Annotated in this window: 20 protein-coding genes; 16 read left to right on the top strand and 4 right to left on the bottom strand. The window is 56.1% G+C overall.

What is annotated here, in order from left to right; all coding sequences use genetic code 11:
• Positions 1–5: 5 nt before the first annotated feature.
• The 16 genes from BLU28_RS17355 to BLU28_RS17280 all read left to right on the top strand — a co-directional run bounded on the left by BLU28_RS17355 (position 6) and on the right by BLU28_RS17280 (position 12899).
• Complete coding sequence (locus BLU28_RS17355; protein WP_077987832.1) at positions 6–326, top strand: hypothetical protein; 321 nt, start codon at positions 6–8, stop codon at positions 324–326.
• A 124-nt stretch (positions 327–450) separates the two neighbouring features.
• On the top strand, positions 451–993 hold the full coding sequence (locus tag BLU28_RS17350; protein ID WP_077987833.1) for a hypothetical protein: 543 nt from the start codon (positions 451–453) through the stop codon (positions 991–993).
• 9 nt (positions 994–1002) lie between these two features.
• Positions 1003–3027: a phage tail tape measure protein gene (locus BLU28_RS17345; RefSeq protein WP_077987834.1), complete on the top strand. Its 2025-nt coding sequence runs from the start codon at positions 1003–1005 to the stop codon at positions 3025–3027.
• 24 nt (positions 3028–3051) lie between these two features.
• Positions 3052–3510 carry a DNA circularization N-terminal domain-containing protein gene (locus BLU28_RS17340; protein ID WP_077987835.1) on the top strand — a complete coding sequence of 153 codons (459 nt, stop codon included), beginning with the start codon at positions 3052–3054 and terminating at the stop codon, positions 3508–3510.
• The gene (locus BLU28_RS17335; protein ID WP_077987836.1) at positions 3510–4133 is read left to right on the top strand and encodes a hypothetical protein; all 624 of its coding nucleotides are present in this window, start codon (positions 3510–3512) and stop codon (positions 4131–4133) included. Before BLU28_RS17340 ends, BLU28_RS17335 begins: the two co-directional genes overlap by 1 nt.
• Complete coding sequence (locus BLU28_RS17330; protein ID WP_077987837.1) at positions 4133–5197, top strand: phage baseplate assembly protein; 1065 nt, start codon at positions 4133–4135, stop codon at positions 5195–5197. The genes BLU28_RS17335 and BLU28_RS17330 overlap by 1 nt, the downstream gene beginning before the upstream one ends.
• Positions 5194–5682, top strand: a complete 489-nt coding sequence (locus BLU28_RS17325) for a phage baseplate assembly protein domain-containing protein (RefSeq protein WP_077987838.1) — start codon at positions 5194–5196, stop codon at positions 5680–5682. Before BLU28_RS17330 ends, BLU28_RS17325 begins: the two co-directional genes overlap by 4 nt.
• A 10-nt stretch (positions 5683–5692) precedes the next feature.
• Positions 5693–6229: a phage GP46 family protein gene (locus BLU28_RS17320; RefSeq protein WP_077987839.1), complete on the top strand. Its 537-nt coding sequence runs from the start codon at positions 5693–5695 to the stop codon at positions 6227–6229.
• Positions 6201–7286 (top strand): baseplate J/gp47 family protein, encoded by a 1086-nt coding sequence (locus tag BLU28_RS17315; RefSeq protein WP_077987840.1) that lies wholly within the window; start codon positions 6201–6203, stop codon positions 7284–7286. The genes BLU28_RS17320 and BLU28_RS17315 overlap by 29 nt, the downstream gene beginning before the upstream one ends.
• Entirely contained in the window at positions 7276–7980 is a 705-nt protein-coding gene (locus tag BLU28_RS17310; protein ID WP_175477706.1) for a putative phage tail protein, read from the top strand. Before BLU28_RS17315 ends, BLU28_RS17310 begins: the two co-directional genes overlap by 11 nt.
• Before the next feature lie 12 nt (positions 7981–7992).
• A complete protein-coding gene (locus BLU28_RS17305) occupies positions 7993–9249 on the top strand; it encodes a hypothetical protein (protein ID WP_077987842.1) in 1257 nt (418 codons plus the stop codon).
• Between the two features lie 7 nt (positions 9250–9256).
• Positions 9257–9838, top strand: coding sequence for a hypothetical protein (locus BLU28_RS17300; RefSeq protein WP_077987843.1), 582 nt, complete (start codon positions 9257–9259; stop codon positions 9836–9838).
• A 187-nt stretch (positions 9839–10025) separates the two neighbouring features.
• On the top strand, positions 10026–10829 hold the full coding sequence (locus BLU28_RS17295; RefSeq protein WP_175477705.1) for a methyltransferase domain-containing protein: 804 nt from the start codon (positions 10026–10028) through the stop codon (positions 10827–10829).
• A 218-nt stretch (positions 10830–11047) separates the two neighbouring features.
• Positions 11048–12049, top strand: coding sequence for a glycoside hydrolase family 19 protein (locus tag BLU28_RS17290; protein ID WP_077987845.1), 1002 nt, complete (start codon positions 11048–11050; stop codon positions 12047–12049).
• Positions 12049–12303 (top strand): hypothetical protein, encoded by a 255-nt coding sequence (locus BLU28_RS17285; protein WP_077987846.1) that lies wholly within the window; start codon positions 12049–12051, stop codon positions 12301–12303. The genes BLU28_RS17290 and BLU28_RS17285 overlap by 1 nt, the downstream gene beginning before the upstream one ends.
• 164 nt (positions 12304–12467) lie before the next feature.
• Positions 12468–12899, top strand: a complete 432-nt coding sequence (locus BLU28_RS17280) for a hypothetical protein (RefSeq protein WP_077987847.1) — start codon at positions 12468–12470, stop codon at positions 12897–12899.
• A 19-nt stretch (positions 12900–12918) separates the two neighbouring features.
• Here BLU28_RS17280 and BLU28_RS17275 read toward each other — a convergent pair whose 3' ends face one another.
• The 4 genes from BLU28_RS17275 to BLU28_RS17255 form a co-directional block, all read right to left on the bottom strand.
• A complete protein-coding gene (locus BLU28_RS17275) occupies positions 12919–13590 on the bottom strand; it encodes a phosphoribosyltransferase (protein ID WP_077987848.1) in 672 nt (223 codons plus the stop codon).
• Positions 13591–13594: 4 nt separating this feature from the next.
• Entirely contained in the window at positions 13595–14350 is a 756-nt protein-coding gene (locus BLU28_RS17270; RefSeq protein ID WP_077987849.1) for a DNA-processing protein DprA, read from the bottom strand.
• Positions 14351–14494: 144 nt separating this feature from the next.
• Positions 14495–14677 carry a hypothetical protein gene (locus BLU28_RS17265; RefSeq protein ID WP_077987850.1) on the bottom strand — a complete coding sequence of 61 codons (183 nt, stop codon included), beginning with the start codon at positions 14675–14677 and terminating at the stop codon, positions 14495–14497.
• Positions 14678–15159: 482 nt separating this feature from the next.
• Entirely contained in the window at positions 15160–15786 is a 627-nt protein-coding gene (locus BLU28_RS17255) for a hypothetical protein (protein ID WP_077987852.1), read from the bottom strand.
• Between the last annotated feature and the right edge of the window lie 100 nt (positions 15787–15886).

Here is a 15886-nt window from a genome sequence, read left to right as displayed (position 1 = left end):
TCGCTATGGCAGAGAAAATCGTCGAGCTCTCCCGGAAGTATGAGGTTCCGGGCGTTGAGCCGTTTGACAAGGTGCGCCTTCGGGCGCCGACGTACCGTGAAATATTCATCAACGGTATCGGTGAGCCGCGAGAAGTCCATGTCGTCGCTGGCCAGCCGATGGTTGTGACGCACTACGAGGCGATCGACGGCCATCTGCAAAACGTCTGCCTGTCGCCATCTTACGACGCCCTGGCGGCTCTGGAAGCTCACGACGCGATAGAGGTCGCGAACGCGGTGTGCGATTTTTTTACGCAGCGGCCGGAATTGCCGAAGTCGCCGACCTGATGGTGTTTCGTCTCGGATGGGACGCAATGCGTGTCCAGGACATGACGGCCGATGAGATCGCGCACTGGTGCAATCGAGCCATCAAGTTCTCCGAACGAGGGCGAGACCGGTCATGAGACTGGAGATGAACAGCAAGGATTTCGAGGAGCTGGAGCGCGCTTTACGGCGGCTCCCCGGCGAAATCCGCACCAAGGCAATGCGACGGGCGATGACGCGCGTCGCCCAGACAGCACGGTCCCGTATCGTTGCCCGGCTTGGGCCGCATACCCAGATGCCGCGCGACCTGGTCGCGGCGCTGACGACGGCGCATTTCAACGCCGGCGGAAATACCTCGAAGGTTGTTGCAGAGTCCGGCTGGATACCGTTGCAGCGTCTTGGCGCTGTTCAGAATGCGACTGGCGTGTACGCAAAGCTTCGCGGCTCTTACCGTCATGCCTTCATTGCCGCCATGAAAAGCGGTCATGTCGGCGCGTTTCGTCGGGTGCCGGGCACACAGATGTCATCTGCAACGGGCAAGCGCGAGCAGATCCGCGAATTGTTCGCCGCCAACCCTGCCCATGCAATCACGAACAATCCGGATGTCTATCTGGATGTCCTCGCCGGCGTGATCGAAGACTATTTCTTTCCGCGTGTCGTTCACGAAATCGAACGCCTCTTACCTCGATAGGGTGCATCCATGGCCAATCGGAAAATCCGGGCTGAGCTTGAGATTGACGGCAAGGACAGCACCAGTCCTGCCTTTCGCTCTGTCGCAACCCGTATGGGCCAGATCGAGCGGCAGATGTCTCGGTTCAACAAGACTGCCTCTGATTTCGACCGGAAAGTTGCGTCGATCAATCGGCACTCGGCTGGCATGCAGCGCGCCGCAGAAGGGGTCAATAAAGCCGGAACAATCCTTAGGACAGGTATTGCTGGTTACGGGGCTTATGAGGTGGGTCGCGCGATTGCGGGGACGGTCAAGGATTTTGCCGCGCTTGAACGCCAGATGAGCCGTATCGGGCTCACAGCCGACGCATCGGCAGATGCGACAAAGGCAGCTTTTGAACAGGCCCAGAAGCTGGCGAAAGACTTCGGTTATGATAGTGTCCAGCCTGCTATCGAGGGTCTCGATACCCTTGTAGCTTCCGGGGAATCTCTTGAGGAAGCTCTCGCTTTCCTCCCTGCGGTGCTTGCCACAGCGCAAGCATCCGGTGCAGCTGTAACCGACATCGCCAACACTGCCCAAAAAGCATCGTCCGCGTTGGGCATCCAGTCGAAAGACCTACAAAAAGCTTTCGATATTATGGTCACTGGCGGCAAGGCGGGTCAGTTCGAGTTAAAGGATATGGCCGCCAATATACCAACTCTGGCGAACTCTTTCGCAAATCTTGGCTATAAGGGTGAGGATGGTCTGAAGAGGCTCATCGCAATCCTTCAGACGCTGCGTGAAGATACTGGATCTTCTTCTCAGGCTGCGACTCAGGCTCAGAACATTTTCTCCAAAATGTTCAGTCAGGAAACCGAGAAGAATTTCAAGGGCTTTGGCGTCAATATACGCGCAGAAATTGCGAAAGCGCAGAAGGCCGGAGAAGGTGCGATTGAAGCATACGTTCGTATTTCTCGCCGGGTGATGAAGGAAAATCCGACAGCAAAGCTTGTGGATTTATTCGCCGATCAGGAATTTCAGCTTGGCATGCAGTCGCTGATGACGAGTGGCGAAAGCATGGAAAAGTTTATGAATGCCGTGAACGGAGCTCAAGTCGATGGAACGGTGTTCCGTGACCTGAAGCGGGTTCTTTCCGACACTCAGGCATCAATCGACAAAATGTCGAGCAGCTGGGAGAAAATGAAAACTTCCCTGGGTGAAAGTATCGCCCCGGCTGTCACGCCCTTGATGGACGGCGGCGTCAAGCAACTTGATCGTTACAACGCTCGTCAGCGCGGCATGGAAAAGCGCGGATGGGGCTGGTTCAAACGGAACGTTGGGGTGATATCGGCACAAGAGGAGATGGATCTCGCCTATGAAGGCGGATATCGCGACGAGAAGTTTCTCGGCGAATATTGGGCTTCAAGATATGGTGCCGGCAGGGACGATCCTCGGCGACCTCGTGCCTCTACGGGTCGTCAGGGAACACCGGTTGTGATCGGTGATTTCCCGGGGGGTGGGCGTGGATATACCAACCGCACATTACCGGCAGACGCCGCCCCTGTTCCTGCGCCACGCCCGAGAGAGATTCCTCGGAGCCCGTCTGCGACAAGCGATCTGCAGCGCCAATACATGGAGTATGGCAAGGGTCGGGCGGCCGGGCAAAAGATATCGACTGAAGTCGCGAATATGGATGTGTTCCGTGGCATTCGCGAGAAACTAGAAAGGCCCGGTGACACTGTCATCGGCTTCGACGAGATGGCAATCCCATCCAAGCAGCAGCTCAAAGATGCGTTGAAGATCGAAATCGCGAGCCTGAAGGACTCTGGTCAAGAGGCTGGCCAGCATGTCGCCGAAGGCGGCCGAGAGGCAGGTGGTGCGATCAAGGAAGCGGGTGAAAGTCTGGTTAGTGGACTTCTATCCGCCGTACGGCAATTGAGCGATGTGGCGAGTAAGCTTCAAAACATCAAAATCAATGCGACAGCGATCGGGGCACAAGGTGGCCGGGCTCTCGCGAACGCTGACACCGGCAGGACGTTCCCGCCGGATATCTCGAAGCCGACTGGCGCACAGTAAACCCGTTAAGTGGAGACACGAAGAATGAGGGACTGGGGATCAACACTCAGGCGAGCCAGCTTTCGTGGTGTCAGTTTCTGGGTAGACTATGAGGATCTTTCCGGCGGCAAGCGACTGGCGCGGCATGAATATGCTGGCGGCAGGCGCACACGTATGGAGGAGATGGGTCTCAAGACGCCGTCATTCGGTGTCACGGCCTATCTGCTCGGAGATGCGAGCGATTTATCAGCATCGTTGCTGACAACGGCCTGCCTTGCGGCTGGACCCGGCAGGCTCGTTCTCCCTATGGATGCCGGACAGCTTGCATACGTCGAGGATTTTCATCGGTCACGCGAGCGAGATCGCCGTGGATATGTCGCGTTCGAATTCACGGCGGTACCGGCTACCGGGGAGATATTGTCGTCAATCAGCCTTGCCGATGTCGACACCTCTTTCCTTGGTGCATTGTCGGCTGCCGCGTCCGCGTTTGGAGGGTTGTTCTGATGCCCGCTGATAAACAGGCAATATGCGACTGGCTTGGCAGCCTCGCAACAACCTTGGTTGTCGATGATCTGGATGCGGAGAATATGGCCGCGCGGCTTGAGTCCGCGTCCGATCTCTCCGCGGATGCTTTCGCGATGGAAGCCCTGTCGCTTATGCGTATCATTGCCGAGAGCATTTCAACGGCTTCGGGTTTCGACACGTTGCGCTCCGGACAATTCAGCGACGAGGAGACTGCGAATGCTGCCGCTATCCTTTTTGCTGTCGGACTCGCTATTGCGGGGGGACGTGCGGACTGGATTTCGCGACCTCAGGCGCGAGCCGGAAGAGACCGGATTGCTTCGGCAGGTCACGTTGCCCTGAGTGTGGTGTCCGCCATGGGTGCAGACGGAGTTGATCTTTACGTTTGGCTCTCCGCGCTGACGAATATTGCGGTGCGTCTGGTATCGGATCAAGCAGCAGACGCTGTTCCGGTGGTCCGCGTCGAGACGGGCATATCGCTACCGTCAACGTTTCTGGCTTATCAGCTTTATGGCGATGCCGGCAGGGCTGGAAGCCTCGTCGATATCGCCGGTGTATCCACGCCTATGCTCATACCTTCTGCATTCAACGCTTTGGAGAAGTGATGCACGAACCTTCGTCAGGGCCATTCGAGACGGTTGTCTGCGACGGACTGCCGCCGATTATCCGCATCAATATCAGGGTGTCGGCTGAGGAGGCGGCGCGTAGCGCGAGCGCTGATTTTATCATCCTGGGTCCGGGTCTGCCGGTCGCTCCGGGAAAGCCGACAAAGATTACCGCAAGCGGCGACTTGTTGCTTACCGGCTATGTTCGCGACGTCGATACCGGCTACGACGAAGAAAGCCGATCGCTCACCTGCGGTATAGTTTCGCGCACGGTCGATTTTGTCGAGTGCTCGGCTGAACATGCGAGCGGGGAGATCCTCGACAAGAGTCTCGATGATATCGCGCGCGAACTGGACAGTTACGGGATCGGTATTGAGACCGATGGCAGCAACTTGCCAAAGGAAGCGCGCCATAAGCTCATGGTCGGCGAAAGCGCCTTCTCCAGCGTAGAGCGGCGGTCGCGCGGCCGCGGTGTTTTGATCCATGATACGCCGGAAGGCCGTGTCCGGTTGGCGACGAAACCGGCGGGGAAACACTCCGGAAGACTGAAGCGCGGCGTGAACATCCTGCCGGGATCCAGTGCCAGCTTTACGGAAAAAGGACGGTACAGCGATATCAAGGTTCGCGGGCAGGCGACAGAAGGCAGCGACAAACAGCAGTTGCGTGGCCAGTCTTCGGCGAAGGATAGTGGTATCAGCCGCAAGCGGACATTGATCTTGCGGCACGAAGGTGAAGCATCGTCGGGCCGTATGAAAAAGAGGGCTGCCTGGCACGCTCGGCGGGCCGCAGGGAACGGGGTTACGGCGAGTATAATCGCCAGCGGATGGCGGGACGATGCCGGTAAGCTCTGGCAGCCAAACTACCTTGTCTACGTCGATGATGACTGGCTGGGCCTCAATGGTTGGATGATCATAAAGGACATCGATTTTGAGCAGGGCGACATGACAAAAGCGACGCTATCGCTTGCCGATCCTCGTGCTCTCGGCGGCGAAAACCCGCGTGGCAAGACGGCATCTGGTTACTCCGCTGCGGCGGTCGACGAAGGGGACTTTGAGGACGAATGAGCGGCTTTATACGTTTTGACTTCGATGGCCGCCTCGAGGAAAAGGAAGGCCAGCAATTTGTCTCCGGACGCGGCATGTACGGCGACGGCTATACGCGTATCCATCGACCGGAGCCTCACGGTTTCATCTCCTCGCCGCCCAAGGGCTCGAAAGGCTTGCTCCTGCCTTCGCCGGGCAACCCGGATTTCGCAGTTGTTCTTGGGCTTGAGCATCCCGGCCACCGTCCGCCCGACATTCCGGGTGGAGGGTCAGCACTTTATGATGCTGCGGGCAACATCATAAAGGTGGTCATGGGGGATGGCATCGTGGTGGATGTGGCAGGAAACGCCTATCAGATCCGAAAGGGCGGCGTGACATTCACGGTTTCGGCCAATGGTGTCGACATTGAGGGCGGCATGGTCCGTCATAATGGCAAGGATATCGGTGACACCCATCGCCATACCGGGGTCGTTCCGGGAACCGGTCAAACGGGCGTGCCTGCTTAGGAAAAATCAAATGCTTCGCATCATACCTCTCGACGAGGCGGACGAAATATATCGTTCGCCCGATCTCGGCTGGGACGGCCTTCTGGGCGATCTGCTGCTGAACGGCCTCACGCATCAAACGGCACCCGGAGATTTCCGGGCGGAACAGGGCCTGGCAACGCAAGTGCTGATCCTGTTGATGACCGATCGCCGTGTTGAAGACAGCGAGTTGAGAGACGGTGAACAGAACCGGGGTTGGCTTGGAGACAGCTTCGACCGCCTCGATGGTGAGGACGTTCTCGGTTCCCGCCTTTGGCTGTTAAGGCGTCGCTCGATCTATGACGGCATCGAGGTCGATGCTGAGGACTATGCCCGAGAAGCTCTGCAACCTCTCGTCACGCAGGGAGTAGTAGCCCGTATCGACGCGACCGCTATCGCCAAACGCGCGGAAAATCGTCTCGAACTCGATATCGCGCTTTATGGCCGCGACGGCGAGACAGTGTTCAACCAGAAATTCGGACTGTTATGGAGACAGATAGATGGCGTGGAATATCCGCTCGCTGGATGATGCCTCGGCTGCTGTGCGTGGTGCTTTCCGGCGATACATGCCAGGCACGGATACCGCCCTAAAAAACAATTTCGTGACGATTGTTGTCAAAGTTCTGGCGGCAATCTCTCATGAATTTGAACTGCGCATGGGGTGGCTGTCGAAACAGATACTGCTATCGACATCGACAAGCCTTGCGTGGATCAAATTGCACGCGGCCGAAGTCGGTATTTACCAGCGTCCGGCGGCCGCGGCTCGCGGGGAAGTTATCGGAACAGGTGCCATCTCTACGACCTATCCTTCCGGCATTCGCTTCGTTTCCGGTAATGTGACTTATGTTTCCACGTTGCCTGCGACGTCGGGCGTCGACGGTGTCTTGGTTGTACCGGTCGTCGCAGAGGTGAAAGGCTCGGTCGGAAATCGTGCAAGCGCCGGCCTCCTGTCGCTTGCCGACCCCGGTCTTTTCCCTACGCTTGGAACAGATTGGCTGGTCGACAATGACGGGCTGGGTGGCGGAGCGGATGCAGAGGATGCGGACAGCCTCAAAGAGCGAGGGCTGCAACGAAAGCGCAATCCGCCTGGTGGCGGAACGCTGACGGATTATGAGCGTATTGTGATGGGTGTCTCCGGCGTGCTGAAGGCTTGGGCCTTTCGAGTTCCGGGATCACCTGGCGGGATTGTCGTGCATTTCCTTTTCAACGGGCGCGAAGACAACATTCCTCTCCCCTCTGACGTCGAGGCAGTGCAGGCTGTTATAGATGAGCAGCGGCTTATCCGTGTCGACGACAGCGTCGCCACAGCACCGGTAGCTCGACCTGTTGATGTGACTATTACAGGGCTTGCTGGTGATACGGCTGAAATCCGCGCGGCGATAAAAAGCGGCATTACTGCGATGTATCTGGCGAGATGTCGGCCCGGCCTTACCGGCGACAGTTTTACGGTCTCGCGCAGCTGGTACTCGGAAGTGATCTCTGGCGTTACGGGAGAAGACCGGCACACCCTCATCGAGCCGTCTGGTGACATCGTGCTGACCGGCGGGCAATTTCCTGTAAACGGGGAGTTTGATTTTGGCTCGTGATCCCGGATTAGATACGCGAACAACAACCCCAAGCGCCGGCGCATCTTTTGGTGGGGTTTCGAATGCCTGGGACAGTCTCGCCGCTCCGACGAATGATGATCTGATCGGTGGAGCGGTCTCTTTCTGGCCCCCAGGGGCCGCGTTCGGCACGCCCGACGGGCAGGCGCTTTCCCTCACCAGTCTGCTTGCGCTGTTTACGCGCGTCCTCATCTCGCCGTGGGAGTGGCTGTACGCCAGAGCTTACAAGCTCACGAGCGAAAGCACCGTCTACGGTGTCGATGAGATGCTTGCCGACTGGGAGACGGAGTACGGCCTCCCGGATGCGTGCGGGGTGGATGACGACAGCGTTGCCGGCAGGGTACGCGCACTGGAAGCGAAGCTGATGGCTGTGGCCGTCATCACGCCAGCGGACTTCATTCGCCTGGCCGCCTCCTACGGCTTCACCATTACGATCGAAGAACCGGCCGTTTTTGAGTGCGGGTTCTCCGAATGTGGTGGCGAGCACACGGTCGGCGATGCCTCGCAGGAGGTCTATTGGCTTGTAAGGGTCACGGATCTGGCAGTCGATTATTTCCGTTGCGGTGAGAGCGAGTGCGGGTTCGATCCGCTGTTTTCATTCGGGGAGGCAGAACGTTTGCTTTGCCTCTTGCGTCAACATTCGCCCGCATGGGCCATTCCAGTTCTGGCAAACTAATCGGAGCCAATCATGAAATACTACGCCCCTTACGGCTCGCCTGATCCAGATGCGCCGTATGTCGACAAGGATGTGCCGGGAGCTATCCGAGGATCTGCGGTGCCTGCAAAGGCAGTAGAAATTCCCCAGCGCGAGATCGTCGACGTAATCTCGAAATCCGGGCTTGTGCCGGCTGATGGTCTGCAGCTCGGCCTGGCTATTCAGGCTGGAAAAATCACATACGCTGTTGCCCTTGGTACGCCTTCCGCTTTGGTGGCGGCTCTATCGCCGGCGCCGGCAGCCCTAATTCAGGGAATGGCTGTTCGCATTCGTATTGCTGCGACCAATTCCGGCCCGGCAACGCTGAATTTAAACGACACGGGAATATTGCCCATCAAGACAATGCGCGGAAATGACCTAAAGCGTGGTGACTTGCCTGCCGGCGCGATCGCGACGCTTATTTTCGCGGGAACGGCTTGGCTGATGGATGGTGTCGCCTACGGTGATTTCCGGCCAATCGCCGAAACGAACCTGAACTTCTATGTAAGCCCCACTGGTTCGAACAGCAACGACGGGCTTAGTGCCGCACAACCTTGGGCTACCCTGCAATTCGCATGGGACACTATCCGAGACCGATTTGACCTCAACGGGAAGATTGCAACGGTTAACTTGGCGGCGGGCGTCCACACATCCGGCCTCATTGCTCGTGGACAAGTCCTCGGCAACGCTGGCCAAGCCTCCGTCACCTTCCTTGGAAACCTTGCGGACTTAACGTCAGTCTCGGTTACGCCTCCAGCGAGTGCGGCGTTTGCGGCATCCTCAGGGGCGTCATTCACCGTACGTGGTATCAATCTGGCCGGGAAAGGCCCGTCCATCGGTGACTACCAGGGATGCGCTCTCCTCTGCCAGTCTGGTGACATCTCTTTCGGAAATGTTCGGTTTTCGTCGTCTGATGTAGCTCACATATATGCCCAAAACGGGGTGGCGCTTGCTATTGGACCGATGACCATCGTTAATTCCGCGCCGGCAGCGTTCTGGGCTGCCGGGGGCGGGACAATTCAGCTTGCGGCGCAAAACGTCAATCACGTGAACAGCTTCGCCTACACTGACTATGCCCGAGCTGCGTTCGGATCCATTCAGGCGGGCGGAGCTACTTTCACTGGCGCGACGCAGACTGGGAGACGATACTCTGCAACTACCTCAGCGTTGATATCGACCAGCGGCGGTGGAGCAAACTTCTTCCCCGGAAATACAGCTGGCGTGACTGACGCCACCAGCACCTATCAGTGAGGTTCATATGTATAATCCCCTCGATCATTACTGGCTGCGCGAAGACGGCGTTATCTTCTCTTCCCTGCGATCAGGCACTGTCGGTGTGAATGATGAAGCGTACGCAGCGTGGCTGAAGAACGGTGGAACTATCACGGTTTGGCCAAGAGACGCTAACGGTGAACAGACGGACGATGCTCTCCAAGAGGTTCTTTCGCCACACGGTGTGTTCATGGCATCCATTACGGGGCTAGCGGCCTTGCAGACCGCCATGAAGGCGGTCGTTGACGCGAGGGCGGAGAGCGAACGGCTGAAATACATCACGCCTGGTCAGGGGCAGGCGCTTACGTATCAGCGCAAGTCTGAAGAAGCTCGCAGGGCCGCGCTTGAGGATAACCCACGCGCTGACGATTTCCCCTTGCTGGCGGCGTCTCTGGGTATCGAAGGGGATAGTATTGCGCAGATTGCGGAGTTGGTATTGACGCAAGATGCAGCGTGGGCCTCTGTCGGTTCAGCGATAGAGCGAGACCGATTGATGGCAAAACGCGCGATAGACGCTGCTACTACGCCCACCAAGATCCAAGTAATTATCGACGCCCTAAAGTGGTGAAATAAAATCTTCCACCGCGGAAATTGTTGGTGTAACAGTTCCCGTACGACCGTACGTTGAAGTCTTGGGGGCTGGGATGCATTGCAATATCTGCGGAGGGAATTCATTTGTCGCTATGAATAAGCGGCCAAATGTAAGGTGTTCGTCATGCGGCTCGGTGGAGCGAACACGCGTCATAAAGATGGTCTTGGATAAGATCGGATTTCCAAAACCGGGGATGCGTGTTCTTCATCTCGCTCCGGAAGAAGGCCTCGCAAATTATCTACGAGGTATCGTCGGCGAAGAGAACTACCACGCTCGTGACATTGATTTAGAGCGATACAAGAAAATCAAGGTCGAATATTTTGATCTGGTAAAAGATGTCGATAAGCTTCCAAGCAAGACCTATGACCTGATCATCCATAGCCATGTTATGGAGCATCTGCCGTGTAATGTCACCGCAGTCCTGTTTCATCTTCATCGGTCCCTTACCGATAACGGCGTGCACGTCTGCAGTATTCCGATCTGCGACGGCCACTATGAAGAGTCGACGTTTCCATTATCGGACGCAGAGAGAGAACGCAGGTTCGGCCAGTTTGACCATGTCCGCCGCTTCGGCACAGATGATTTACAGTTAACTCTGGGGATGCTTTTCAAGATTCCCCAGGTTTATGACCTTACCGCTGAGTTTTCAGAAGCAGACCTCATCGAGGCGAATATTCCCCGCACAACGTGGCGTGGTTATTCACCACACAGTGTCCTCACATTGAGAAAGTCCGATCTGCTGCTGAATTCAGAGTTCTCTCAGCCGCCTGTATGGGCGCATAGGACGCAATCTGTGAGGGTCGAAGATGTTCGGCGGGCAGGCAGAACTTTCCGCAATCTCAAGCGCTTTACCCGCAAGCAGCTTTATCAACTTAATCGCGGTCCGTCAGAAAGTGTGACGCCTGCTTCGAGGACATTCCGAAACTTTTTTCGGTTTATAAAAAAGCGTCTTTATCAAAAAATCTAGCCAGAAGATCGGGGAACACGCAACGTCGTGGTGTCTGATCGCAGCTTATGAAAGAGTAGCAAAAAAGCGCCTTCTGGCGCTTTTTTTATAGAGCGAGTGAGGCCCGTCGCTCCTCGAAAGCGACCCTGCCTCAACGCCCAAGTCCGTTTCACCGGACGTGTGGCAAGCCCCATGGCGACCATCTAGCTCGCCATCAATCAACAATCAGGAGAAACCCCATGACGGCAGTAACCGCCGCGCATGTGCGCGCCGCTGCGAAATCGCGCGTGAATGAAAGCAATCTTAACTCCGTAATGATGGCGCTGAACAAGTATGGCGCCGAGTTCGGTCTCGATCTGCCGCATCGTGTCGTAGCCTTCCTCGCGCAGCTACTCCACGAGAGCGGCTCATTCCGGTATGATCGCGAGATCTGGGGACCCACCCCGTCGCAGGAGCGGTACGACACCCGAACCGATCTCGGCAACACGCCAGCCAAGGATGGTGACGGCTACAAAAACCGGGGTCGTGGTCCTATTCAGGTGACTGGCGGCTATAATATCCGGGCCTTCTATGACTGGTGCAAGCGCAGGGATCTCAATCCGACGGATTTCGTCGCCAATCCGGATATGATCAATACAGATCCGTGGGAAGGGCTTTCCGCGATTTGGTACTGGGATGAGGGCAACCCGGACCGGAAAAGCCTGAATCGTTATGCCGATCGCAACGACGCCGAGATGATCACGCGTCGCATCAATGGTGGCCTGAATGGATACGCCGACCGGCTCGACTATTACACCCGCCTCGGCCTCGTGGTGTTGGGGCACGATGTCGAAGATGTTCGCGGCTTCCAGGGTGCCGCAAAACGGGCAGGGTATTACAAGGGTAATCTGGATGGCCTGGATGGTCAGCAAACGCGAGCTGCCATCCATCTGATGCTTGTCGATCTTGCGCCGAGAACGCAGGTCGCTCAGGTGCAAATCAAGGCCGCACCAGTGACCGAAGAAAAGCCCGTTGCGGTCACGCCGCCCAGCCTCGATGCGCCATGGTGGAAGTCGAAGGAGGTTATCGTGCCCGTTGTAACCGGGGGCGGCCTTTCATCCGGTCTGGCGACGGTCGGCTCGATGCCCTGGCAGAACCTTGCCCTGGTTCTTCTGGCGTTCGGTATCGCCGGCGCTTTCCTCCTCTGGCGCAAGAAGGCCGACGCAAAGGCTGTGTCCGCCCAGGTCAGGGAGATGGCCTAATGTGGAAGCTCGTTCCCGGTTGGGTCAAGCTCGGCGCCGCGGCGGTTCTCGGCGCTGCGCTTCTATCGATTGCCTCGTTTCAGGTCGGCAAGCGCGAGGGGAAGTCCGCCGCGCAGATCGAGGCGGCAAAGGAAGCGGTCAACCGCATCAATAATATGGAGAAAAACAATGCCTCTTTCCGCAACATGTCGGATCGCTATCGCTGCCTTGTTTTCATGCGCGACAGCGGCTTGCCAGACAGCGCCTGCGACTAACGGATCCGGATATCAGTTTATTCGGTTCTCGGATCCGCATGCCGCCCGCCTCGCATCCCAGGACGAAACCGCAGGGCCGGCGATCAACTCAAATAACAGGCAATGCGCAGCCGACGCTGCGTGCCGGAAATGATGACACTGAAGGGTAGGGGCAGACTTAACGAATGGCGGAGAATACGAACATGCAGATAAGTCGCGCTCCCAAACTGGAATGGAACCTCAACACAATCATCCAGCTTTTCACGCTCGTGGGCATGGTCGTTGGTGGCGTCGCCATCTGGGTCGACAAAAGCCGCGACATTGAGGAATTGCAGACTTGGCGACAGAGCCATGAACAGCTTCATAAAGAGCGGCTGGTGGAAGTGAAAACCATCGAGGCCCGCGCTGACGAGAGGTTCAAGAGCATTGAGGCCGATGTCCGGAGGCTTTCCGCAAAGTCTGAGAACCTTGATTATCGTTTGACCAGCAGCGAGCAGGCTGTGGGCAGTTTAGTGCAGACCACCAAAGATATTCAGCAAGCCGTGTCGGCGCAGTCTGGCGATCTACGGGAAATCAAGGTCATTGTGCAGAGGATGGAGAAAGGGCAGAGACCGTAACGGAGCAGGTTCTGCCGCGTCACTCCTCATCTGGCTGATATTCATGTATCTCTTCGTCGAAATCAAAACTTTGTCGACCGAACGGCGCAAATTTGAAGTTGTAGACGGTTTTTCCGCAGGTCACGCCACAAATCACCTTTGCGCCGCTCTCTTCAAGAAGATCTCTGACAGCAAGCATTGAACTGCCGGTAGAAATCAAGTCGTCCACGAGGACAATTGATTTGCCTTTCACGTCTGTCTTTAGCTGTAAGCGCTCCTTGATGAACTGACGTCCGCGCCCACCGCCCTCATGGGCCTTTGCCAGTTGTTCTTTCCACCGACAAGCGTCGAGAACCCTGTAGTTCTCTTTGCGGCCCTTCAGTGAATCTTGCACCATTTTAAGGCTTCGGTATATGTCAGTCGACGGCAGGCCATCCTTTGACGGAATCGGAACAACATAGATGTCGTCGCCCTCCTCGTGCTGCTTAACCGAATAGCTAATGAAATCTCCAAACCATTTTCTGGCGTCGCCGATATTGGACGGGGTCATCAATACCTTGGTAGCGTTTCGATGGTGCGCGAAAAACTTGTGTCTATATTCTCCTGTCTTGACCGCCCACACATAATTTAGAGCGTCCCAGTATGGCTCTGGTCGTCTTTTCTTTTTGTGGGCTAGATCGGAGTAATAGCCGCAGATAAAGTGAACTTTCATTCGTTTAAATCCGCGTCAATACGTCTTCGATCTTGCTAAGAACCACCGTTCTTGGATTGTTCAGGAACCGCGCTGGCCAACTCAGTTTGTCATTATTGACCACCGACTGCATGATGAATAACCACCGGCCAAGCCTTATGCATTCTGCAGCTTGATGAAGCGTTCCAGATGTGTCCGAAGCCTCAACTATCACGCTACCATCAGACAGAGCGGCCATGAGCCTGTTTCTTTTTGGAAAATCTGACTGGAATGTGCGCTCGCCCCGCCGAAACTGAGAGATAAGTAAATGCTTGCTGTATATGGTCTGTTGCAGCGATGAATTTTCAGCAGGGTAAACTTTATCTAGCGGCGTTCCAATAACTGCCATGGTGCTACCGCCGACATCAATTGCTCCGCGATGAGCTGACGTGTCTACACCTTTTGCAAGGCCGCTGGTTACCACCACGCCAGCCTTCGCGAGTTCCTTCGCGACACGAGACGCTCGTGCTCGGCCCTCGTCGGAAACGGACCTTGCCCCGATGACGGAAATGCATGGTTTGGTCAGAAGCTCAATGTTCCCGGCGCAGTAGATAAGAGGGTCGCGCTCCTCAGGGCGGCTGAAAAGGGATTTCTGATCCTCGTTGATTGTGCGCTTTGCGAGAGATAGTAATTCCGACAGATGCCATTCTTGGATATGCGAAGGCGATATGTAGCCGCTCCCGCGGCTCGCCTTCGCCCCACTAGATCCTAGTGCATGTGGCACGCTTACATCTCCAAGCATCCCCGGCCCCCTGAGTGCTGCGCTCTACGTAGAATCGTACTGTGATTCGTATCGAACGCCTACAAGCGTGTTTGCCTGCTGGTCCACCGGTATTTGCGTTAATCACACCTATTTCTGCTGCTAAGCAACGATGAGAAGACCTGATCACGCCTTTGTAGGCATCTTGCCGATATAATCCCGTTGCGGATAGTGTTCCCAGCAGTGCCAAGACGACTTCTCGGCCTTCGACCGACTGTAGCCGAAACCGCCCCACTGCTTGCAGCCAGGATGCTCGCACCAATGGTTCTCATGAATGCCATCGCCGGCCTTGTTGGTCTGGTCGCTCATTGATCAGTCACTAGCTCCCGAAGTCGCCAGCCTCCAGGTGGAGGAGAGGACTTCAACTTGGTGGCGCGCAGTGTAAGCTTCGCCGCAGCAATAACCTTCGCCTCCCGCTTCGATGTCGCCTGAACGCTCACGACCCACCGGCCGGATTGAAAACGATAGGGCTTAGGCTTGGCGCTATCGACAAATTTGCATCCTGCGACGAAAGCAAGGCGCATTCTGGCTTTGTCCTGTTCGGTTGCGCCCCTCACAGTCTTCCACCAATTTTCAAAACTTTGATCGATCTCACTCTTAAGCATGTTCCTATTATGTTCTCTTCCGAGCAAGAGTCAATCGAGCGGCGACAGATCGCGCACGCGGACCGATTGCGTACCGTTTCAGATGAATTCGTTGGAACGGAATTAGAGCGGATCGGTGCTTCAGCCCCGTAAAATTTGGGTTCTCAGGAAGCAATCGCCGTTCGGGACGTGGGCGCCAGAAGCTAATCAGCCTAACAGACGTGCTAGTTCTTCTAGGCGTAACGCTGCTTCGTCAAGAGGGTTTGGTCCGGCAAGTGAACCATGTTCAAAGACAAAATCGTATCCACGATCTGAACTGGCGTCTACGCCGCGCTCATTTAGGCGCTTAAGTAACTGTTCGTGCAATGCGCGCGCCATTGGAAACAGCGTAGTTTGGAACTCAAGGCGCTGCCGGTCATGCAGACCAATTATTTCATTCGTGTAATCACTGAAGTTATCTTCAGATCTCTCACGATGCAGCAGGCTATTTCTTTCTGAGTTGAACTTAAAAGACATCTTCCTCATGTCGGTGACGCATTCCAGCACCTTTTGCCTAAGAGCGTCATCCGGTACATTTTCGAGACTCCGGGTGGCGCCTAGGTCAATTTCAGATGAATGCGCTTCGTTGGTCGCCTCACTTAGGCGCGCTTGATCGATCGCTTCTTGAATGTGTTTGGCAAAAGAGAGTTCATTTTCCCCAACCTTCAAATGTGCATACGGTAGGAGGCGGCGAATGTCGTCTTTGAGTATCCATACAACTGAGATGATCGCGCCCGGCCAAGCCATCGACGCAATAGACTGCACTATCGCAGCTGCAAAACCCCAGCCGTTCATATTAAGTGACCTTGCCCCCAAGTTTTATCCAGTTTTGAGTTCGCTCCAGCGGTTTTGGGTTGCTGTATTCGGGGCGGTAGCGGCGGGGTGTGGTGCGGAG

Source organism: Agrobacterium pusense (genome assembly GCF_900102105.1).
GTDB lineage: Bacteria > Pseudomonadota > Alphaproteobacteria > Rhizobiales > Rhizobiaceae > Agrobacterium > Agrobacterium pusense.
This window is presented reverse-complemented; position numbering and strand designations above follow the sequence as displayed.